The sequence below is a fragment of the Enterococcus sp. AZ067 genome (genome assembly GCF_051715005.1).
Classification (GTDB): Bacteria; Bacillota; Bacilli; order Lactobacillales; family Enterococcaceae; genus Enterococcus_D; species Enterococcus_D casseliflavus.
Window position 1 is genome coordinate 2504095 of record NZ_JBIOSY010000001.1, and the last position, 22174, is coordinate 2526268.

Here is a 22174-nt window from a genome sequence, read left to right on the forward strand (position 1 = left end):
ACGAAAGTTAGGAGGAGTGGAATAGAAAAAGATTAATAGTCCCTTCAAGAGCTACTTAGCTTTTACAATTGTTTTTTTCGCTGATAGATACCCTTGGTTTGTTCTAAGCCGTGGTGTACCATTAGCATCAAACTCGATTCCTTGAACTTTTACAACCATACCTTTTGTTGCTTTTTTCTTTCTGGCTCCATTACTAAAATTTACAGAAGAGTAAAAATAATCATTTTTCTGTAAAATGACATTTGAGATATCTTTGTAGTAATAGTTTGAGTAACTAGCTATAAGTTTAGAAACATATTTCTTATTAGCGGTCACATATCCGTTATTAACTTTTAGCCTTGGTACTCCTGATGAAGTGAAAACAACGTCATTGACCTTCAAAACTTGATTTTTCTTAATTTTAGCGCCCCTGTTTTTAAAATTTACATCTTTATAAAAATAGTCATCTTTATTAAAAATAACAAATTGGGGTTTAGACAATAAATAAGAATTGTACGAAGAAGTCACTGTTGATACTCTAGATAAATTCGCTGTAAAATATGAACCATCCGATAAGATTAATCTCGGACACCCATCTGGTGCATATGCAATCCCTTTTACTTTAATAACAGAGCCCTTTGGATATTTTGTTTTTCGAGAAGTAAAAGTTACATTTGAATACGAATAATCATCTTTTTTTGTATAGACATAGCCAGAAGATGGTAAGACATACATATAGTTCTTGTAGCTGCTTAAAATTTTCTGTACATAAGATTTATTCGCCGTTAAATACCCATCATCAGTAATTAATCTAGGTGTTTTGTTATCATATGCAATTCCTTTTATCTTAATAACTTGGTTTTCACTCACTTTTCTTAAACGGTTAGCAGTCCCAAATGATAGTTTGCTATAAATGTAATCATTTTTTTTCATAATGATATAATTAGGGTTGCTTGTATAGTATTTAGATAAATCAACTGTATTATTTTCATTATTGGTAAATATTCCTAAATAATCAGAAGACATATCAAATGATGTACTAAGGTTAGGAAATGTTACTAACGAGGACCATTGCCATGCTCCATATTGAGAATACATCTGAACATTGGATAAAGAGTATGGATAAGCAGCAACCCAAATATTTTTTACTCCTAGAATTGAAGCATCCATTAACCCTTCTGTAATCCAGTACAAGCCGCTATAATGAATAACATTTCCATATCCAAGTTCATTTAAACGTTTTTTAAATGAAAGTGAATTTTGCGTATGATTCCCTTTATCTACAATTTTTGGTTCCTCAATATCATTTACCATTAGAGTAGTCTTAGAAAGTCCTAATTCCTGTGCGAAAGCTGCAAAATAATTTGCTTCTGCGATAGCCTCAGATTCATTGGTGAACCAACTATAATGATACACTGAAACTTTCAAGCCCGCTTGTTGCGCATTTTCAATTTGCTTTTTTGCATAAGGATTTTTATAAGTAGTATATTCTGTTAGTTTAACCACTACACCTTTAACACCGTATTGCTTCATCATTAGATAATTATCTATAGATATTTCACCATTGTGCGACGACACATCAATAAAATCTTTCCTCGGAGTATTCAAGTCCTCCGCTTTAACGATTGGAGGATTTAAAACAGCTGCTCTTGTCGATCTTCTTACTGAATTTTCATTCGTTGTTTCATACAAGTCAGAACGTCCAGAAGGTATTGCATATTCGTTTGAAACAGAAATACCTTCTTCTGTTTCAGCAGTAATGCTCTCCTCTACTTTTTCAATATTAGAATAAGCTGTAGAGGAATTAGTGGTCTCATTTTCACTTACTAAATTCTCATTTGTACTTGGAAATGTCGATATAAGAGTTTCTTCATCTCCCGAATTCTTTCCTCTAAAACCATCTATTGATTCAGTGGACTCAGTAGAGGTGATTATTTCATCTGAAATAACACGCTCATTAATAGATACAAGTACTAAAAGAAAACAAATTATAGGTAAACAACTTTTTATTTTCATTTGATCTCCTTCTTTGTTCTATAAGACATCATTTATCTGAAAGATTTTAAAAGATTGTCCCATAAGCTCCCTATATTTTCAAATAAATATGATTTTGACTTTACTTTCGCATTTTCTCCCATCTGTTCCAAAAGATCATGGTTTTCTATAAGTTGTTCAAGTTTTTCTTGAAATTCTTTTTCATCATCCATAGGAACAACAAATCCATCAATTGAGTCTTCTATAATATTGGTCGGTCCATACGTATCATAAGATATGACAGGCAATCCGACTGACATAGCCTCGATGACAACCATTCCGAAAGATTCAAATCTAGATGGTAATACAAATATTGAAGATTTCGAGAGCTCTTCCATAATTAATGGTGTATTAGGATAGAGAAAAACATTATTATAAATTCCCTTTTCAAAAATAGTATCTAGCATCAAATTAAAATCATTTCCAGAACCATATATTCTCAGTTCCCAATCAGGATATTTTTTTGCAATAGGCTCATATAAGGATATTAATCTCTCATAACCTTTTTCAAAAACAAATCTTCCAGCTGATACGATTACTTTATTGCTGTAATCTGTTTTGAATTCTGTATTATTAATTCCGTTTGGAATTACCTTAATGTCGATCGATTGGTCTAGAAATGCTTCATAATCTTCTTGTTCTTTCGGTGTCAAAACAGTTAAACAATCCAACTCATTATAATATCTCTTTATTTTTCTTTTAATCGTATTGTGATGTGCAGAAAGCTGTGCATGCTCTTGTCCAATTTTTACGACATTCTTGTTAACATACTTAGCGTTAAAAAAATTTAGTGATGGAAATGTAGAAATAACAACATCTGATTTTAAATTTTTTAATGCTTTAATTAATAAAATATCCGTGTACAAAGATAGATTTTTATAAAGGAGTTCATTTCTATCTATGAATAAACTTGGAAGCTTATTAATGGATGCAGCCATCTTAGATTTAAAAGACTTATCTGAAAATTGCTTTCTAGTATTCAATAGCGGCACTAATTTGACTTGCTTATCAATTTCAAACTTAGGCGTATCAAAAGTTTTCTTAATGCTCATTATTGATACATCATATCCATTATTAACCAGATAATTTGCTGTGTTAACAACGGTACGTACAGTTCCGCCAATTCCATATATATTATAAACTATAAATGTGACCTTCATACATTATCCCTCTTTATTCCTTGATAAGTTCTCAAAAAATTCTCATCATCATGAAAATCAAAAAATTGATTTGCTCTTTCTTTGTAAAAAGGATTGTTTGAATAATTATTTTCCACCGTTTTAATCAATGAAGCTTTTAATTCTTCGTAGTCTTTACATCTGTCTCCAAATAAATCTTTATTAAAATTAATAAACGCCCCACGCTGATTCATATATTCTTCCACATCAAATTGGAAAAATATAATCGGTTTATTTAGATAAGCAAAATCAAATGCAACACTAGAATAATCTGTGACTAATAAGCTTGAAGATTTAATTAAATCTTGTATTGATTCTGTATGACTATCAACTATCTCTATATTCGGAAGTTCACTTTTAAAATAATCACCATATCTTCGAAGCATTTCTATGTGAGGTAGAAATTTAAGTACTATGTTATGACTAATAAGAAAATCGGATAAGTCTTTATCATTCAAAAGTTTATAGTAATATTTAAAAAAGTCACTATGTTTAAAATTATCTTCATCTTGTACAAGCCAATCTCTCCATGTTGGCATTACAAAAATCTCCTTATTCTTGTCTAAATAGCTTGAGTTGACTAAATAATCATACCTCGTAAGTCCAGTCACCATGATATTTACTGGTCTAAAATCCATATTTTTGATTAAAATATCAGCTTCCTTTTGTGAACTCACAACCATTTTTCTCATTTTACCTCTATAAGAATTTGGATTAAAATAAACTTTTTTCATTGCTATTATCCCGTGCTGCAGGTGATAAATGGATTTATCATTATTTCTATCATAATGATATAAAGAAGGAATAGCATCTCTTACTCCATGGGACACGATCAATTTTGAGGATAAATGATACTTGTAAAGATGTTTAAAACTATCATAAACCAACAAATTATCTTGATTACTAAATTCTGACAGTTGTCTAGTTACAAAATATGTTTTCTCTGGTACTGATGATTTTAATGAGCTACTAAAAAACAAATAACCATTATCTTGATGTGAAATTCCAAAATTTTCACCAACTAACCAAGTTGGATTTTTATTAAATAGGCGAGAGACAGATGCTCCTATATAAGCTAACCTATTTTTCAAAAGATAAGATTTTGTAATCGGATTAACTAAATATAAAAAATCAAGATACAGTTCTTCGCTTTTAGTATGCCATGAAATTTTATATGCACCATCTTTGTAGCTTTTATAGCAAATTTTCTTCTGGTTCATCTTTCCTTTTAATATATTAAATAAATTATTCTCATCATCCATAATAAGCAACTTAAAGTAACTATTATTCATTTTTAGTGACTCTAAAAATAATGAATCGATTTCGAAAGTTAGCCCGTGCTTTCTTCTAACACCCTTTGCAATGTCAAAAATTTCGTTTCCTTTTATACCAACAAGTCTTACATCTGTTCTGAAAATATCTTTTATAACTATCGTATTTTTTCTTATGCTAAGTACTTCTGTTTTTGTTTGAGAAGATATAGTAAATATTAGTTCATTCTTCGCAAATAAAAACTGAATTTTATACACATCAGATATATTGAATTCAGGATATCTTTTATATTTCTGAGGAGAAAATTTTTCAAATTTGTTCTCATTCATCCTTATAGAATAAATAGTGTCGTTATACGAAAGATCTACATCAATATAGAACTTAAGGTTTGAGATCTCATTAACAATATGAAGCATTTCTTTTTTATCTAAAAAAATAAGAAATTCATTCGTCTCTTTTTTAACAAAACTTTTTTCTAACAGGTGCTTTTCTTCAGTAGTTATGTTTGTTAGACTGACCGACTCATTTTTCACCTCATCTAAATTCAAACTATTAAGTAAGAATTGGTATGCCAGTACTATATGCTCCTCATTTTCATAAAGATACTTAATTCTTGCATTAAGTGAAGAACCGTAAATTGTGATACATCGTTCCTTTGATAAATAGACTTTTTGATAAACTGAAAAATCTTCAGAGAAAATATTCTTTTCTACTAAAAAAGTGGAATCTTTTATTGAATCTGTAACTTTTAATGTAAAGCTATTACCTTGAAAATCATATTCACAATATAAATCATACAGCCCTCTTAACTTATAGATTGATTGATTTAACTGTGACAGGTCAATCGAAATTTCGAATCCATTCTGAGAATAAAGTATTTCACTAGTCTTATTCTTTGTTCTTCTATGAATAAAATAAAATCTAAGATTTGAAAAATTCTTTGAATTTAGCAATGTAAGTATTAAATCATGGCTTCCATTTTTGAACAATTCTTTAATACCAAAAATAGGATATTCTTTTGCCAATCTTTGATTAATACATACCATTGAATTCCTTTCGTCAGATACCAATATAAATTGTTCCTTATAAAATACATTCACTTTTTCTGCAAAAAAATTATCATACATAATTTGATGCACATGTCCTTTTGAGTCCACGGCAAGCATTTGCCATTTTTTTGAATATGGCATCTCAGAAATAATATTATTAATTTCATTCGCAATCTGCTGTTCATCACTCATTCTTGAAGATAATGCAAAAGAAAAAGAGTTTCCGTTTTCATTTTGTATAAACAATGTAAATTCTTCTTTTAAGCTTGATAACTTTTCTAATTGCAATAACTCTTTGCCAAATTTTGAATTGACAATCGAAAGAGTTCCCTTCGAACTAATTTTCACCCAATCTTCCGATATATCTTTTGTCTCTAATTTATATTTTTTTTCTTCATTCTCTACGTTTATGCAAGTAATTGCAGATGTATTTAGTGTGACTCCATCGCAATACTCAAGTTCTAAATTAATTTCACCATAATATTTATGCGAAGTAATAGTTTCCAAATCGATTAGCAGTTTATCATTTATCACTTCAAATTTCGTTTCAAACTTGCTATTAGTTTTATTGATCACTTTCTTTATTTCAACTTTTTTCAATATTTCAGAAGAAAGTGTAATAATATGAGTATTAAGTTCTATGAAAGAAAATGTTAATTTTTTTGTGAGCACGTTCAAAATGCACTCATTATTTCGATATAATATTCGATAAAAAGGACTACTAATAATTTCACTGAAAAACTCAGCTTTTACATTGTACACCTCTATTTTATTTTGGCACTCTATAATGAATTGTAACAGCCATTCCCCTTTATCGAGTAGTGCTATCTGTTCTAAAAGTTCTTCCTTACTCACACTATTTTTATCTACATGAATTTTTTTAGTTATATTTCTTTCTAGATGGGTTAAAACAAGAGCTTTTTTATTATTTTCATCATTTTCTTTAAGAATGATACTACCAAAAGCGTCTATTACAATTGTATCCTGACTCTCTTTGAACTCTATATTCATAATTTCCTCCTCCAGAATAACAATCTTGATTTAATTCTTTGGATAATCAGATCTACAGTTGAGACTTCGATATTCTTTTCTCTCTTCAAAATCTCTCTATAGACTCGCTTAGCGTTATTCTGATCAACAAATGAAAAGTATTTTTTTTGTATATCACTAATTGTATTTTCATCCAGTCCATTTTCAATTGATAGAGAAAGGTCATTCAAAAGATCCTTTTCAGTAATACTTACAGGTCCAAATAAATCTTTATTAAGATCCATATATGCACCTTGCTCTTCTAAATATTTTTCTTGATCAAATTGATAAAATATCGTTGGAATTTTTTGATATAAGGCTTCCCAGGCGACACTTGAATAATCAGTTACTAAAATTGAAGACTGCTTTATTAATTCATTTACCGGAGCTTCCCCAAAGTAAATAATGTGTAAATTTGGATTTACATTCTTAAATAGATGGCTATATTGGTTAAATTTAGGATGTAGGTAAAAATTAGCGGTTAAATCATATTTTTTTAGAAAAGCTGCAAATTCTTGAGAATTTATCAGATTGTTATAAGTAATGAAATATTGAGATTGTAGAAAAACTTTGTCTTCCACTTCCTCCAGCCAGTTTCTCCATGTGGGCATAATAAGAATTGACTTATTTTTTTTACATTCTCCTTGATTCAAATTATCCCATCTTGGTAGTCCAGTTACCACAACTGCATCTTCCTTATACCCCAAATAATCAATGACTATATGTTTTTCGAACTCTGAACTAGTAGTGAACATTTCAGCTTTATTAAGTCCCGAAGCAGAGAATGTATCATCAATTTGCTTAAGTCCCAATACACCATGCTGTAAAAAAACAAAAGGTTTTAAATCCAATGCTTGCCTTACAAGTCCTTTAGATGTTCTCCATGAAAAACCATGACCTTTAGATTCTGATGCAACTATCAGACTGGCGAAAAGCAAATAATATAAATGTTTTCTACTCATAAATGAAAGAACTCGATCCTCCATACCGCTCAATCGCTTAAAGTCACTAGATGTATCATCAATCACATAAAACAGTTTTTTTTCTGGATGATGATCATACATAAACTTAAAAAAATAATAAGAATTATCTTGAGCAGTTTCTCCATACTTTTCATGCGTCAACCAAAGGTTTTTCAAATCTGGACGCCACCATGTGAATAGAAATTGAAGAACCGCTAACTTTTCATTCCATTTATACTTTCTTGTCTCGAATTTACCTTGAATCCGATAATTTAGGCTTAATTCATTGCTTCTGGTGATGTATGGATATATAAGATAACGTCCATCTATTTCTGAATCATAAGGAAAAAGAAATTGGTTACTGTTTAAGCTATATCTTAATTTCCATTTTGTAACTCTGGATTCATTTTTAATTTTTCTGAAAAAAGTAATTCCCGAATTTGCTTCATATTTTAAATATAAATCTTGATAAAATTGCTCCCAATCATATTTTTGTACATCAATAAAAAAAAGCTGAATAATATTTCCATCTTTTGAGAGCCTCTCAGAGTTAGGAACTATTTGTTTTTCATTCCAATCCTCACCTTTACGAAAATGGATATGAAGACATGATGCCTTAAACTCTGTAGTTCTGGTATCTACTTCTACAATAAAGTGATTTTTTTTTACCGAGATTCTGTTCAAAAGCGGATTGATCCATGAGTATGACTCATTAAGAACTCGCTGATGCGTTCCTATAACATAAGATACCCTTCCATTTTGAGCGATGTAAAACGACTGACTCAAAAAATCAGAATGATTACAGGCATCTATATTAATGTACTTTCCAATCAATTTATTTTGTTCTTTCAAATAATAATAATCCACTCTACCAGAGGGATAAATCACAGGAAGCTGGAGATCCCCTCGAAATAATTCATCAACTTTAATAGTCGACAATTCTTCAGCAGAAAAGCAATAATAATCATTTTCCTTAAATAAAGTTACATAATAAAACTGATTTGTTTTCCTCTTTTTGATTCTAATTTGTTTTGTTGTTTCACCAACACTAACTCTTTCTACCAATTTAAATTTATATTTATTTGAGTCAAAATGAAAATTAGTTATCGATAAATTATAATTTTCAAAATACCATCTTACACTAAATGGTCTATTTTTTTCAAAAGTTATTGCTATACGTTCATTTTCTTCTAGGGAATATTTTAGATATTTTTGAAATAATGAATTCAATGGCACAAAAAACAAATGCTTTTCATACGTAAATCTTAAATACATTTCATATCTATCAGGTTCCCTTAATATATCATTAAAATTTATTATTATAGAAAATCGATTATTTTCTGCTGAACAAGGAATAAAGCTGTCCCAATTATTCATTCCACCTTGATGAAAATGAACGCCAGAAAATTCAAACTCATTTGAATTATACTCAGCTGTTAATTCAACTTTTTCTGAATAAACTAGTTCTTTGAAAGAGATTATGTTTGCTGAGATAATCTTTTGAGCTACATAGTTAAGCACATTTTGCTTAGAATCAATATATATCAAGAAATCAGTTTTATCTTTTTGGAGGACCCACCAGAAAGATTCATTTATTTGTTCTGGCTGTGTAAACTTGCCAGATAACTTTATATATTTTGTTAATATTGATGGGAATTTAGATTCATTATTGTTGCTGCTAACAATATATAATGGTTTTCCCACTAGATTTTCAAAATCATTTTGATTAACAGAAATAAATGAACTTTGACCGTCTGTAATTATTGGAAATTGGAAACATTCTTCATGAATATCTTTGAGACATAAAATATCCCCCATATTCAATTCTGAATAGTTACCAAAATTTAAATAAATTCTTTCTAACTTGTTTTCTTCTGAACTAAATTCAGACATAAGTGTGTTTTTTTCAGAAGCCATTTCATTTCCTCACTTTATTAAGCGTAGATTTTTTCACATATATGATTGTTTTTTTGAAAAAGAGCAATGGTTATTGCTCTTTTATATAGAATCGTCTCCATGTATATATAAATTATCCTATTTTATATTTCAAATTATTCTAATTCTAAATATAGATTTCTTATTGCTCTTTCATTGTAAGCATAGGGATCAAAAGAAACTTCTTTTTTATTTGTCTCTAAGCATTTTTGAATCGCTTCTGCTATTTCCATAGGTGTAAAACCTTTGATATACTGAGAAGATTGCCCTTTTAAAACAGAGATATTGGCAGGTATTTCAGATGCCAAGACTGGCAATTTTAACGTTAGTGCTTCAAGTAGTACCATCGGTTGTCCTTCATAAATAGAAGGAAAAACAAAGAAATCACATTGCTTCATTATATCAAACGGATTGTCCTGATGCCCCAATAAAAACACATTGTGTTTTAGGTCTAACTCTTGGATCAATTGTTGCATTTCCAATTTTAATGGACCTTCCCCCAGAATATACAAACACAATTTTGGGTACTTATTAATCAACATACCTATTGCTTTAATCAAATTCAGTTGGTTCTTCTCTGGTGAAAGTCTTCCCATATTAACTAGATTAATACATTCATTTTTTATTTCAGGTAACCTTAAATTTTGTATTAAATCTTTCTTTATTTCAAAATCTATAGGAGGCTTCTGCTTAGTTTCCGTCGTTATCTCAACAACATTATCAGCTTTGAACCACAATAATTTCCCATCCATCACATTACTACAATAATATTCTACGTTATTCATAGCACCTTTTTTAATGAATAATAATTTATCGTTTTTTTTAAAATCTACGAAAACAGGCTCACTTCCTAAAATTTGTTCAGGTTCAGACCAAGCCACAGAAATATCTTTTTTAAATTTTCCTAGGATAGAAATAGATTCAAAGTTGTCCAAAACAAGTGATTTGCGTTCTGATATTTTATTTAAAAAATATTTTTTTAGCAGCCCTAAATGAAAAATACGATGAAAGTTTGATAAATAATCAGTTTTAACCCATCCAATAGCGCCTAAACGATTTTCGATATAGTAATAATCATAATCATTGATTTTTTTAGTTTTGCTTAGATATACATAAGTATTATTTAAATACCTGAGTGGAGATCTAGCTTTTTCGAAATCATCTAATGAATGGTAGATTAAATCATCATTAATACAATTGACAGTGGCAATTAACGAGCATCTTTCTACCAATTCATTCGATGACGTCTCTGTTTCATTAACAACATAGATATACTTTTTTTGCATCCAACCTCTATATATTCCATTTATTGTTACTTTTACATATTCGTGGTTGTCATAAAAAGCGGATGCTATTACATAAAGATTATCATCCTCCGTAATATTCATACTAGAGAAAGTCTTTTTAACTACAGCAGACAAATTTTTAGCTAGCTTATAATTGCCTGACTTAATAATTTTGCCACTAAATCTATAATCATATATTTTTATATCCTCTCCATCAGAAAAATTAAACGAAGGGGATTTATTTGTTAATATCTTTTCAATATCAATTGTATTAGTTGTATATCCAATTTGATCATCTTGAATATACTTACTCAAATTCACTTTATTTACTTCCATTGTTTCTTTTGAAACACTTAAAATACGATCAAACAAGTAATAAATCGAAAAAACTGCTGGTAGATTTTTTTTGTGCGGTGCTTTTCCATTAATGATTTTTTTTGAATCGCTCAATAAATCATTATGCTGAAATATTATTTTTTTTCTACATTTCATGAATGCTATTAATTTTGACCAAAAAAAACTATAGCCACTAAAATCAATAGCCACATCAAAATATACATTACCTACAGCTCTCGCAGCTTCTCTTTCATATGCTTTGCTTGGTAAAATTGTTCTTAAAAATTTTTTCACTGTAAACATTTGAAAAAAAACATCTCTTAGTAATTCACCTCTTGTATATAGAGGTTTCCCAGGTCTAAAAAGCATACGTACATTATGATTGATTTTCTTCAAGTTTTTTACTTCTTCATCTGAAATTGGTTTATTAAGAATAATCGAAACATCATATTGCTGATGATCTATTGTATTAGACAAATTGATAAAACTAGTGGTTATCCCATTATTTCTCATTCCTCCAGGATATATAACTATTTTCTTCAATTGTGTTCTAAGAGATATCTCTTTAATTTTGGTAGAAGCTACATTGTGAAATATCCTCTCAATATAACGTTGTGTTACCTGTCCATCTTGGTAATAATTGATACTATTTTTCATAGCAACATAACGTTCATAAGATTCAGTAATAAAAGTTTCTTTATTTTCTATTAAATCTATAAGATCTTCTATCGTTTCAGCTACAGGACCTGGAAGATCTCTTTCTTTAATATACATCCCTCGATTTACTTCATATAAATCTCTATCCCATACATAAAAAATAACTGGCTTATCTGTAACTAAATAGTCAAAAAATATACTAGAATAATCCGTAATTAGTAAATCTACCACCGATAAGACTTCATTTGGATCAAAATAATCAGGAACTAATATTGTTCTAATTTGATCATTTTTGCTTAGTGATTTATAAACGTACGGATGTACTTTGACCAAAACATTGTATCGTCCTTGGAAATATTGTTTTAAAAATATTGTTTCATTGATAATTTGCTGCTTATCATTTGAAGGGTTTAGAATAGAAGCTCCCTTCCATGTAGGTGTATATAAAATCGTAGGTAATTGGTCATTGTAATCCAGACCTAATAAGTCAAACTCTTTTTGAGTGTTCAGCCGTTCCGTTTTATTCGTCCTATCAATCCTTGGATATCCGCCTTCTAAAATCGTTCCAGGAAACAATCCATCTAAACGATAGCTTTTTGAGAAAATCTCTGTTGTATGTGAGTTAGGTGACAAGATGTAATCAGCCATTAAAAAATTTCGTACAACATTTTGAGAATGGGCTGGATTACCAGGAATGTCAAATCCCATATATTTCAAAGGCGTTCCGTGCCAAGTATTTATGTATGTTTGACCTTCTCTCTTTAAGAAAAATGACTGGAAAGTAGCATTGTTAATTAAATACTCTGCTGTTGCCAGCCAAAGCAAATATCTTTTTGAGTTTCTTTCTACAAATTCAACATTGTCGAACTCTGCCTTAATACGTTTTACTGTGGGATAATTTAAGTCGTTGATAACCCAGATATGATGAAAATGAGCATATTCGGGATCTTTTACTAAATGCATAAACATTGCGTAGGGAGAATCTACAATCGATTGCCCATCTCGAACTTCATAAAGGATCGTGTTCTTTTGTATTTTCTTTTTACTCGCTTTTATATAGTATGATGCTATTTTGCCATTTTCTGAAACAAAACTAGTCACTACTTTACTTAATATCGTTTTCACATTACTTAAAGCACTCATGTGTTATCCCCTTATATTGCATTCTTTGATCAGTTCAGCTACCTTATTAGCAGCATCACCATTTTCCCAAGAACAAAATTTATTATAGAATTCTAGATATTTCGTATCCGAACATTCTGAATCAATAGTTTGACGACAAAATTTTTCTATAACCTGGTAGAATGACTGTTCATCTAAACAGATAGATCCTGGTACTTCACTATAATCGAAGTAAAATCCTCGGATCCCATTTTCATAATGATTTAAATCATATGGATAGAAAATCAACGGTTTTTTTAATATCAAATAATCGAACATTACAGAAGAATAATCCGTTATGAGACAGTCACTAATTAAATATAACTCATTAATATCCTCATCCGAACATATTTTGATTTGGTCTTCATAGCCATCTATTACAATAGATTCTTTGACTAAATAGTGCGGTCGAATTATCAATGTATCGTCTTTATTCATTCTAGAAGTAAGTTGACTCAATTCAAATGGCATAAAGAACTTGTAGTTTCCTTTTGAAATAAAATAATCGTCTCGCCAGGTCGGTGCATATAATAGAACATGCCCTTTTCTATCTCCAATAATTTTTTTCTTAAGCTGACTAATTGTATTATCATCATCTTTGAAACGTACTAAAACATCATTTCTTGGATAACCAATATCTAAGAAAGTATTTTCAAAACCAAACGCCGTCTTGAAGATATTTTTTGAATACTCATTTGGGGCAATCAAGTAATCCCACCGATTACTTTCTTTGTAGAAGCCAGCTTTGTATTTTTGCGTATCAGTATTTGGCATAACCACGTTATCAATATCTGCTCCTAATTTTTTTAGGGGCGTACCATGCCACGTTTGCAAATAAATTGTCTGCTTATTTTTTTTAAGCCATTCAGATAAACGGGAGTTAAAGATCCAAAAACCAGCCCTTGGCATTAACAAAAGCCATTTAAAGGAAAAACGTGAGATAAAAAATATTTCAGGATATTTTTTTTTCGCTTCTGACAAACTTTCTTTTTTTATACTCCAGTAGAAAGTCCAATCTGCAAAATCAGTCGATTGTATCATCTCTTGATAGATCGCTAAAGGATTATCAGAAGGAATTTTCCCGTTAAAACTTTCGAATATAACCATTTGTTTTTTTACTGGAAAAATAGATGCTATAAAATTAAATAGTATTCGATAAAAAAAACTAATTATTCTTTTGATCACTTCTATTCACCAGCTTCCAATAGATACTTTTAACTAAAAAAACAGGCAATTGCGCAATTCTTCCTAATCTGGTCGGATTACTTAACGAGCGATACAACCATTCTAAGTGAAGGTTTATAAAAAAATTAGGGGCTCTTTTTACATGACCACTCAAAACATCAAAGCTCCCACCAACATCTTGAAAAACAGAAGCGTGTATCGCATTCATATTTTGGGCAAGCCACCGTTCTTGTCTGGGAAATCCTAACGCAACAAATACAAAATCTGGCTTTACAGCGTTTATTTTATTTACAATTGACTCATTATCAAGAGTCGTATAACCGTCTATAGCACCCGCAATCCCTAGGTTGGGGTACTGATCATTAATATTTTTTATCGCATCAGACAGCACTTCAGGTTTAGCGCCATAAAAAAAAGCACTCATCTTATTTTCATTTGCGTAACCTAGCAATCTTACCATTAAATCATAACCAGTAACTCTTTCTTTTATCTTTCCTCCAGTTAATCTTGAAACAAGAACCACTCCGACTCCATCAGGTATCCGATGGGTACTCTGATTGATAAACGTTACGATATCTGGATGTTTTCTGCTTTCAGTAATAATTTGCGGGTTTACACTAATGATAGTCATTTTTTTATCACTATCGATATAGTGAGGTAAATCGTCCATCACTTCTCCATAGGTGATTGGATCAACTAAAACGCCCATTATATTTTCAGATTTCATATTGCTTATCAATCCATTCTAAAAAAGAGTCAATGGCGCGCCCGGAAACATACGTATTCCAAGTTTGGTTAAAATCTGACAAATCCTCATTTCCCATCGTCTCTATACTGGAAAAAAGTTCCTCGGAGGATTTCACAATGGAAGAACCTATATCTTTCTTAAACTCTTCTTGAATTCCGACAATTTCATCGTACAGTTCAAAATCATAACAGAAATAAATGATCTTCCCACGAGGGTTTACTAAAGAATATTCAAAAGGTACTGAAGAATAATCTGTAATCAAACAGTCCGCCATTGCTATTAAATTTTTTAAATCGTAGTCCTTATCATCTTTAATAAAATATTCTGGGTATTGGTTTGCTAATTCTATCATCTTTTTATCATGTGGATGTGGATGAATGAATAATGCCCAATCTTCATTCAATTGATTTGATATAGAATCAAAATCTAAGGGATTATTATCATCGGTATTCTCTCTGTAGGTAGGTAAGTAAAGAGCGATTTTCTTGTTCATATCCTCTAGCAAAGCGTTTTTTTGATAAGTTATTGTTTCATCATCTAATTGATAGTAATAATCAGTTAATGGATAGCCGAACTTTAGAAAGATCGGATCAATATTATAACTATCCTTGAAAATCGTTGCCATTGTGGGTGAACTTACTACAAAATGAGTAAATTTATTATAAACTTTCTGATAGCGCCGACGATCCGCAGGAGCAGCATTTTTTGCATACTGTGCTTGAAGACCAAACTTTTTAATTGCTCCATTGGCATGCCAAATTTGAACAACATTCGTTTGTTTATCTAATATCATACCACCCAAAAAAGCAAAGTAATTATCACAAATGATCAATTTTGACTTCTTTAGTATCGGTATGATTTTTAAACAAAGGATTGCAAAGGAATCCACAAGATAGCTCTTAAATCCTTGTTTCTCAAATACTGAAACCATTTGTCGCGCATTTCTGGTGTAACAAATTATCAGTCGATCACCATAGGCTTCAGCCAGAGCTTCCAAAACGTAGTTGCTTGTTGAAGGAAAACTGACAAGAAAAATGATTTTATCATTTTTACGCCTTTTCCCTAAGGAACAAAGACGAACTAAAAATAAATATACTTCTTTTGATAATGAAACAAAAAAATTTTTTTTCATAATTACCCTCTATTTTCACATTAGTTCTTATTTTACATGATTATTAGTGAAAAGAAAATAATTGTAACAAAACCGTTATATTACTCTAACTGTTTTTGAGCTTTTCTTTCATTAGCATCAGTCAATTAGCAGTAATCTTATTCATCACATTTAAGAAAACAAAAAAAGTCAGCTTCAAATCAAGCTGACTTTTTATCTTTTTTACGGATAAATCCGATTCAACAACCGTGGAAATGGAATGGATTCTCTTACGTGCTCGATTCCTGATAACCAGGTAACGGTCCGTTCTAATCCAAGGCCAAAGCCGGTGTGAGGAACTGAGCCGTACTTGCGTAGATCTAAATACCATGAATATTCATTTTCGTCCAAGCCGTGGGCGCGGATTTGTTCTAGCAGGTATTCATGATCGATGGCACGTTCAGAACCGCCTATGATCTCGCCATAGCCTTCTGGTGCGATCATATCGGCACAGATCACGACATCTTCTCTCGTTGGATGTGGCTTCATATAGAAAGGTTTGATGGCTTTTGGATAATTTAAGATAAAGACGGGCTGATCGAATGAATTGGCAATAAAGGTCTCATGTGGTGAGCCAAAGTCATCGCCCCATTGAATATCATCAAAGCCGTTCTTTTGTAATAATGCCACTGCATCATCGTAAGAGATTCGTGGGAATGGTAATTTGGTGTATTTTTTCAAGACTTCACGGTCACGGCCTAAGACGTCTAATGCATAGTCACAGTTATCGAGCACATTTTGCACTAAGAATGCCACGTATTGCTCTTGGACTTCCAAGCTTTCTTCTTGGTGCATAAAGGCCATTTCTGGTTCAATCATCCAAAATTCAATCAAGTGACGACGTGTCTTTGATTTTTCGGCACGGAAAGTTGGTCCAAAAGAAAAGACTTTGCCAAACGCCATAGCGGCAGCTTCCATGTACAATTGACCAGACTGAGACAAATATGCTTTTTGATCGAAATAGTTGGTTTCGAATAAATCAGTCGTTCCTTCTGGTGCTGATCCGGTTAGGATCGGTGGATCGATTTTGATGAAGCCATTCTTGTTGAAAAATTCATACGTTGCCCGAATGATTTCGTTTCGGATTTGCATGATGGCGTGTTGTTTTGAGGAACGCAACCATAAATGACGATGGTCCATCAAGAAATCTGTTCCGTGTTCTTTTGGTGTGATTGGGTAATCATGGCTTTCCCCAACAACCTCTAAACCAGAGATACCAATTTCATAGCCGAATTTTGAGCGGCTGTCTTCTCTGATTTCCCCAGTGACCAGTACGGCAGTTTCCTGATTTAGATTTTTCGCTAATTGGAAAACTTCTTCCCCTACTTCACTTTTTACAACGATTCCTTGAAAATACGCTGTTCCGTCACGAAGTTGTAAAAAGGCGATCTTGCCGCTAGAACGTTTGTTAGCAACCCATGCTCCGATTTGAACGGTTTCGCCAACGTGTTTTTTTGCATCTAAAATTTGAATAGATTCCACTTGATTCTCTCCTATCTAATTAATAAAGGCACCATAGAGCATTTTAAGCTTTTTGGCGTTTCTTTTCAACAAAATCATGGATTCGTTTGGTAGCTTCCGCTAACGTGTCCCAATCAGTTGCATAGCTGATGCGTAAATAATCTGGTGTACCAAAACCAGCACCAGTCACTACTGCCACGTGGGCTTCCATCAGCAAGGCCTCCACGAAGGCATCAATGGTTTGATAGCCGCACATCGTCATGGCTTCTTTGACATTTGGGAACAAGTAAAACGCGCCTTGGGGTTTCGTCACCTGAAAACCAGGAATAGCGGCAATTAGCGGATATAGTTTGTTCAAGCGCTCTTCAAAGGCCTGACGCATCACTTCAATCGATTCTTGATTCCCAGTCAGTGCCTCAACTGCTGCGTATTGGCTAGCAGCCGGCGGGTTGCTAGTAGCTTGGGAAGCGATATCGATCATCGCTTTGATGATTTTTGCATCGCCGACAGCAAATCCGATCCGCCACCCAGTCATAGAATAGGTTTTAGAAACGCCATTGATCACGATGGTTTGTTTGCGGATCTCTTCTGATAAGCTTGCGATCGATGTAAAGGTATTGCCGTTATAAACCAAACGACCATAGATATCATCGGCAATGATCCAAATATTATTTTCCACTGCCCAGTTGCCGATTGCCGTTAACGCTTCTTTTGAGTAAATCGCCCCTGTAGGGTTGGCAGGCGAGTTTAAAATGATGGCTTTCGTTTTCTCTGTACGAGCAGCTTCTAATTGAGCCACAGAAACTTTAAAATCGGCTTCTTGCTTGGCTTCAACAAACACAGGTGTCCCTTGCGCTAAACGGACTTGTTCCGCATAGCTGACCCAATAAGGCACTGGAATGAGTACTTCATCCTCTTCATCAAGGAGCGCTTGAAACAGCGTATAAAGGGCAAACTTCGCGCCATCTGTCACGATCACTTGGTTTGAATCATAGTCAGCACCATAAAACTCTTTCATATAAGCAAGAATCGCCTGTTTTAACTCAGGAATCCCCGCAGTTGCTGTGTAAAAACTGGCCTTGCCGCTCTCAATCGCTGCGATCGCTGCTTGGCGAATGTTTTTCGGGGTAATAAAGTCGGGTTCACCGACAGTTAGACTTAATACGTCTACACCTTGGTCCGCTAACGCTTTTGCCTTAGCAGATGCCGCTAACGTTGCGGAGGGTTCCAATTTTTCTGCTCTTTTTGAAAGTACCATGTTTATCATCCTTTCTACGATCCAAAATTCATTCTATCATAAGCGTCTTCCTATAGTTCAGTGATCGCTTTGATTTCTTCGCCATCTTTGAAACCAATCAAATAATAGTTCAAACGACCATCGCCATCTTTCGTCATGACTTCCCAAGTTGGCTCGCCTTCAAAAATACCCAATGCGGCCTTTTGGATTTCCTGACCTTGATGATTGTCGCGAACAAATGCCTTAGCTTGTGCTTCCGTCAGCCCATCCGCTTGATTAAAAACAGAAACCTTCTCACCGCTTTTTGGGATGATCACAACGATCTCATTGTTATTCGTATCCTTTCCAACAATGCTAAAGGAGGTTTCCTCACGGGTAAACCAATAAAATTGTTCGACCTCTGCTAAATCGGTGTATCTTTCTGCTATTTCGATTGCTTCGTTTCTTGCTTGTCGCATTGGACGAGAAGAACGGAGATAGAAAATAGAAGCGAAGAGAATAACGACCAGTAAGACTGTGATCGCACTCAGCAAAATAACCACACGCCGATGTTCTTTGTCTTTTGTTTTCACACTTCGTACTCCAATCTTAAATAAAATCCATTATATCAGATGTTCAACTCATTTTTCAAAATCGGCTGCTGCTTTTTCCTCTTGCGCAAAAAAATGTTGGATGTCTTCGGCGATCTCGGTTGGACTTGCTTCAATCAGAGGTAAGTTTTTGGGTAAGCCTTTGACCATTCGTTTGCCATACTTTGTCGATAGCAAGCGTCGATCAAGGACGACCATCACGCCGGTATCCTCCTCGGAACGGATCAAGCGCCCCAATGCTTGGCGCAGCCGTAAAATCGCTTTAGGTAAGGCATCTTCTTTAAAAGAATCAATGCCTTCTGCTTCCAAAAAGGCGTGCCGTGCTTGGACCATGGGTTGTTTAGGGTTCTCAAAAGGCAATCGGGTCACCACAGCGATCTTCAGTGCCTGTCCTGGTAAATCGATCCCTTCCCAAAAACTGCTAGTCCCTAATAAGATACCATTTTCCGCTAATAAAAATTTCTTTAAGATTTTCTCACGGGTTCCGCCAGTCCCTTGAGCAACGATTTCTCTGCCATAATGCAGGGCTTTTTTATTCAATCGATCATAGACATTTTTCAAAGTTTCGTGCGCCGTAAACAACACAAGCGCTGGTTGCGGATTGTCAAACAAAATCGGGACCAACGCTTCGACTAAATAATCCGCGTATTCGGCAGCTGATGCTTGTTGGATCGAGAGACCTTTTTTGATTACATACAGTCGCGTTTGCTTGCTGTAATCATAAAAGGCAGGAATCGTTTTGACTGGCACATCCGTCAAGCCGATCTGATGGGCAAAATATTCTTTGTTGCCTGGGATCTTCAATGTCCCCCCTAGATAAATGATGTGCTGATAGCGTTGGTACCATGTGCTCTCCACGATCGAATGTCCTTCTAGATCAGCTAACTCAATCACAGCATTTCCTGACTGGGGATGCTTTTTCAGCCAATGAACGTAACGAGGATGCCACCAAGTTAACCACGCGGTCACTGTTTGTTCCTGTGCGTCCATTTGACTAAAGAAATCAAATAAACGGGCAATCACGATCCGTTGTCTTGCATACCACCGATCATTGGTCAACTCGAATCGCTGACGCAGCTGCTGTTGAATCTCATTGATTTCCTGATAATAGAGACTCAATTTTTGATGTAGCTTGTCCTGCTCTAATGACCCATCATAGAGGTCATGATGCTGAACGACTTGTAATTCTGGGGCATCGATCAATAAGGTGCGAAAATACTGTTCTTGTGTTTCGACCAAAACCGACAATGCATTTCGATACAACGAGAACATCCGTTGCAAAAAATCGTCCTCGGTAATGACCTGGGCAATTTCTTCCAATAGTCCTTCTTCATTCAGCTGTAAAAACTGCCGCTTGAAATGAGCAGAGTCAAAGACATGTTGACTAAATCCTTCTGCTTGCTGCGGCAACTGTTGGGCTTCATCGATCAACAAATAATCACTCGTTGGCAACAGTGGCTGCGCCCGTCGGTTTTCCTGCATTAAAAAGGCATGATTGACGATCAAAACATTGCTTTGCGCCATCCGCCGATATAAATGTCGAACAAAATCTTGTTCATAGAAGGGTTGATCTTTGGCTAAAAAGTCGACCCCGCGATGGCGAATGTCGGTAAATAAAGGATGATCAAGACGAACTAAATTCAATTCATCAAAGTCACCTGTTTCTGTTTTGGTCAGCCAGACTAAGATCCCCATCTGATATTGGGCGTATTGCTTTTGTTCTATCGGTTGATCCAGCGTCGCTTTAAAGCGCTGCAAATCAATGTAATGACGATGGCTTTTGACCAAGACCGCTTGCAAAGGCTGCTGCAGTACTTGGTTCACCAATGGAATGTCTTTGCTAATGATCTGATTTTGTAAAAGAATCGATGAGGTGCTAACGATCAATGGATTTTCTGGCGTCGCTAAATAAGCGGCTGGAAACAAGTAACCGATGGTTTTTCCCATCCCCGTTTCTGCTTCAATAATCAAATTTTTCTCTGGTTGGGTGTAATGCGTATACACCGCATTCATCAAACGTGCTTGTTGTTTCCGATAGATCAAGTGCTCGCCAAAGCGCTGTTCTTTTTCCGTTTTTACTTTCGGATACGTTTCTTGAAAATGCGTGGCTTCAAAAAGCGGAACAGTTTTTTTTCGCAGGACGACGCCGTCGATCACTTCGAAATCTTCCGCCAACTCTGGTCCTTTTTCTTTCAAAATTCCGTGAATATACTCACTCGTTTGCATCCCCATCTGACCGCTTAAAAGCGCAATCTGTTTAAGAGTCGTCCGTGGTAGCTGTCGCATGATTGCTTCAATGTATAAAAATAATGCTGCGGTCACTTCTGCATCACTATCGGCTTGATGCGGGTTGTCATGACGAAAGCCGATGCTGTCTGCCAGATCACCTAAGCGAAAGCTGCTTTCTGTCGGCAAAAACACTTGCGCCAATTCCACCGTATCGATCCCTGGAATCGATAAAGGCGGCAGACCGCAACGAACAAATTCATTGCTTAAAAAATGATAGTCAAAATAAATGTTATGCGCCACAAAAATCGTATTGCTGAGTAAGTTGTAGATCGTGTCAGCTATGTCTTCGAAATAAGGCGCTTTGCTTACTTGCTGGTTTGTGATGTGTGTCAATCGTTGAATTTGCTTAGAAATTCTGCGGTCAGGGTTGATATCTGCGGCAAAACGATTAATGATCTTGCCATCTTGGACTAAGACGCAGCCAAATTGAATAATTCGATCAATCGTCGAATCGGTTCCTGTTGTTTCAAGATCCACCACAGCGTATATGGGTTTCATTGTATTCCTCCTTGCACACTGTCTGCATTATACTACAAAATCAATGGCGATTACATCTGTTTTCCCATCGGATACGAGGGTTCGCAGGAAGAAGAACCTTACTATCTAGTATCCGTATTTATCAGCCAAAGGAATTTG

General features: G+C 33.9%; 12 protein-coding genes. All 12 read right to left on the reverse strand.

Translation table 11 applies throughout. From position 1 onward, the window contains the following. Nucleotides 1-51: 51 nt before the first annotated feature. The 12 genes from IGI82_RS11835 to IGI82_RS11890 all read right to left on the reverse strand — a co-directional run bounded on the left by IGI82_RS11835 (nt 52) and on the right by IGI82_RS11890 (nt 22036). Complete coding sequence (locus IGI82_RS11835; protein WP_438842261.1) at nt 52-1995, reverse strand: DUF5776 domain-containing protein; 1944 nt, start codon at nt 1993-1995, stop codon at nt 52-54. A 32-nt stretch (nt 1996-2027) separates the two neighbouring features. After that, nucleotides 2028-3173, reverse strand: a complete 1146-nt coding sequence (locus IGI82_RS11840) for a glycosyltransferase family 4 protein (protein ID WP_438842262.1) — start codon at nt 3171-3173, stop codon at nt 2028-2030. Further along, nucleotides 3170-6523 carry a CDP-glycerol glycerophosphotransferase family protein gene (locus IGI82_RS11845; protein WP_438842263.1) on the reverse strand — a complete coding sequence of 1118 codons (3354 nt, stop codon included), beginning with the start codon at nt 6521-6523 and terminating at the stop codon, nt 3170-3172. The genes IGI82_RS11840 and IGI82_RS11845 overlap by 4 nt, the downstream gene beginning before the upstream one ends. Beyond that, a complete protein-coding gene (locus IGI82_RS11850) occupies nt 6520-9420 on the reverse strand; it encodes a CDP-glycerol glycerophosphotransferase family protein (RefSeq protein WP_438842264.1) in 2901 nt (966 codons plus the stop codon). Before IGI82_RS11850 ends, IGI82_RS11845 begins: the two co-directional genes overlap by 4 nt. A gap of 134 nt (nt 9421-9554) precedes the next feature. Beyond that, nucleotides 9555-12860 carry a CDP-glycerol glycerophosphotransferase family protein gene (locus IGI82_RS11855; protein WP_438842265.1) on the reverse strand — a complete coding sequence of 1102 codons (3306 nt, stop codon included), beginning with the start codon at nt 12858-12860 and terminating at the stop codon, nt 9555-9557. A gap of 3 nt (nt 12861-12863) precedes the next feature. Next, nucleotides 12864-14063 carry a CDP-glycerol glycerophosphotransferase family protein gene (locus IGI82_RS11860; RefSeq protein WP_115232549.1) on the reverse strand — a complete coding sequence of 400 codons (1200 nt, stop codon included), beginning with the start codon at nt 14061-14063 and terminating at the stop codon, nt 12864-12866. Continuing rightward, complete coding sequence (locus IGI82_RS11865) at nt 14044-14790, reverse strand: WecB/TagA/CpsF family glycosyltransferase (RefSeq protein ID WP_181409176.1); 747 nt, start codon at nt 14788-14790, stop codon at nt 14044-14046. The genes IGI82_RS11860 and IGI82_RS11865 overlap by 20 nt, the downstream gene beginning before the upstream one ends. Further along, nucleotides 14780-15943, reverse strand: a complete 1164-nt coding sequence (locus IGI82_RS11870; RefSeq protein WP_081116199.1) for a CDP-glycerol glycerophosphotransferase family protein — start codon at nt 15941-15943, stop codon at nt 14780-14782. Before IGI82_RS11870 ends, IGI82_RS11865 begins: the two co-directional genes overlap by 11 nt. Nucleotides 15944-16144: 201 nt before the next feature. Beyond that, nucleotides 16145-17443 (reverse strand): asparagine--tRNA ligase, encoded by a 1299-nt coding sequence (gene asnS, locus IGI82_RS11875; RefSeq protein WP_005229504.1) that lies wholly within the window; start codon nt 17441-17443, stop codon nt 16145-16147. 43 nt (nt 17444-17486) lie between these two features. Next, on the reverse strand, nt 17487-18680 hold the full coding sequence (locus IGI82_RS11880; RefSeq protein WP_005229502.1) for a pyridoxal phosphate-dependent aminotransferase: 1194 nt from the start codon (nt 18678-18680) through the stop codon (nt 17487-17489). 50 nt (nt 18681-18730) lie between these two features. Beyond that, on the reverse strand, nt 18731-19231 hold the full coding sequence (locus IGI82_RS11885; protein ID WP_010749344.1) for a cell wall elongation regulator TseB-like domain-containing protein: 501 nt from the start codon (nt 19229-19231) through the stop codon (nt 18731-18733). 48 nt (nt 19232-19279) lie between these two features. After that, nucleotides 19280-22036, reverse strand: a complete 2757-nt coding sequence (locus IGI82_RS11890; RefSeq protein ID WP_438842266.1) for a helicase C-terminal domain-containing protein — start codon at nt 22034-22036, stop codon at nt 19280-19282. Nucleotides 22037-22174 lie beyond the last annotated feature (138 nt).

Bases quoted from the DNA above. Each gene is read 5' to 3' on its own strand.
- IGI82_RS11845 (WP_438842263.1), bottom strand. From the start codon at position 6,523: ATGAATATAGAGTTCAAAGAGAGTCAGGATACAATTGTAATAGACGCT.
- IGI82_RS11850 (WP_438842264.1), bottom strand. From the start codon at position 9,420: ATGGCTTCTGAAAAAAACACACTTATGTCTGAATTTAGTTCAGAAGAA.
- IGI82_RS11840 (WP_438842262.1), bottom strand. From the start codon at position 3,173: ATGAAGGTCACATTTATAGTTTATAATATATATGGAATTGGCGGAACT.
- IGI82_RS11870 (WP_081116199.1), bottom strand. From the start codon at position 15,943: ATGAAAAAAAATTTTTTTGTTTCATTATCAAAAGAAGTATATTTATTT.
- IGI82_RS11835 (WP_438842261.1), bottom strand. From the start codon at position 1,995: ATGAAAATAAAAAGTTGTTTACCTATAATTTGTTTTCTTTTAGTACTT.
- IGI82_RS11855 (WP_438842265.1), bottom strand. From the start codon at position 12,860: ATGAGTGCTTTAAGTAATGTGAAAACGATATTAAGTAAAGTAGTGACT.
- IGI82_RS11890 (WP_438842266.1), bottom strand. From the start codon at position 22,036: ATGAAACCCATATACGCTGTGGTGGATCTTGAAACAACAGGAACCGAT.
- IGI82_RS11880 (WP_005229502.1), bottom strand. From the start codon at position 18,680: ATGGTACTTTCAAAAAGAGCAGAAAAATTGGAACCCTCCGCAACGTTA.
- IGI82_RS11865 (WP_181409176.1), bottom strand. From the start codon at position 14,790: ATGAAATCTGAAAATATAATGGGCGTTTTAGTTGATCCAATCACCTAT.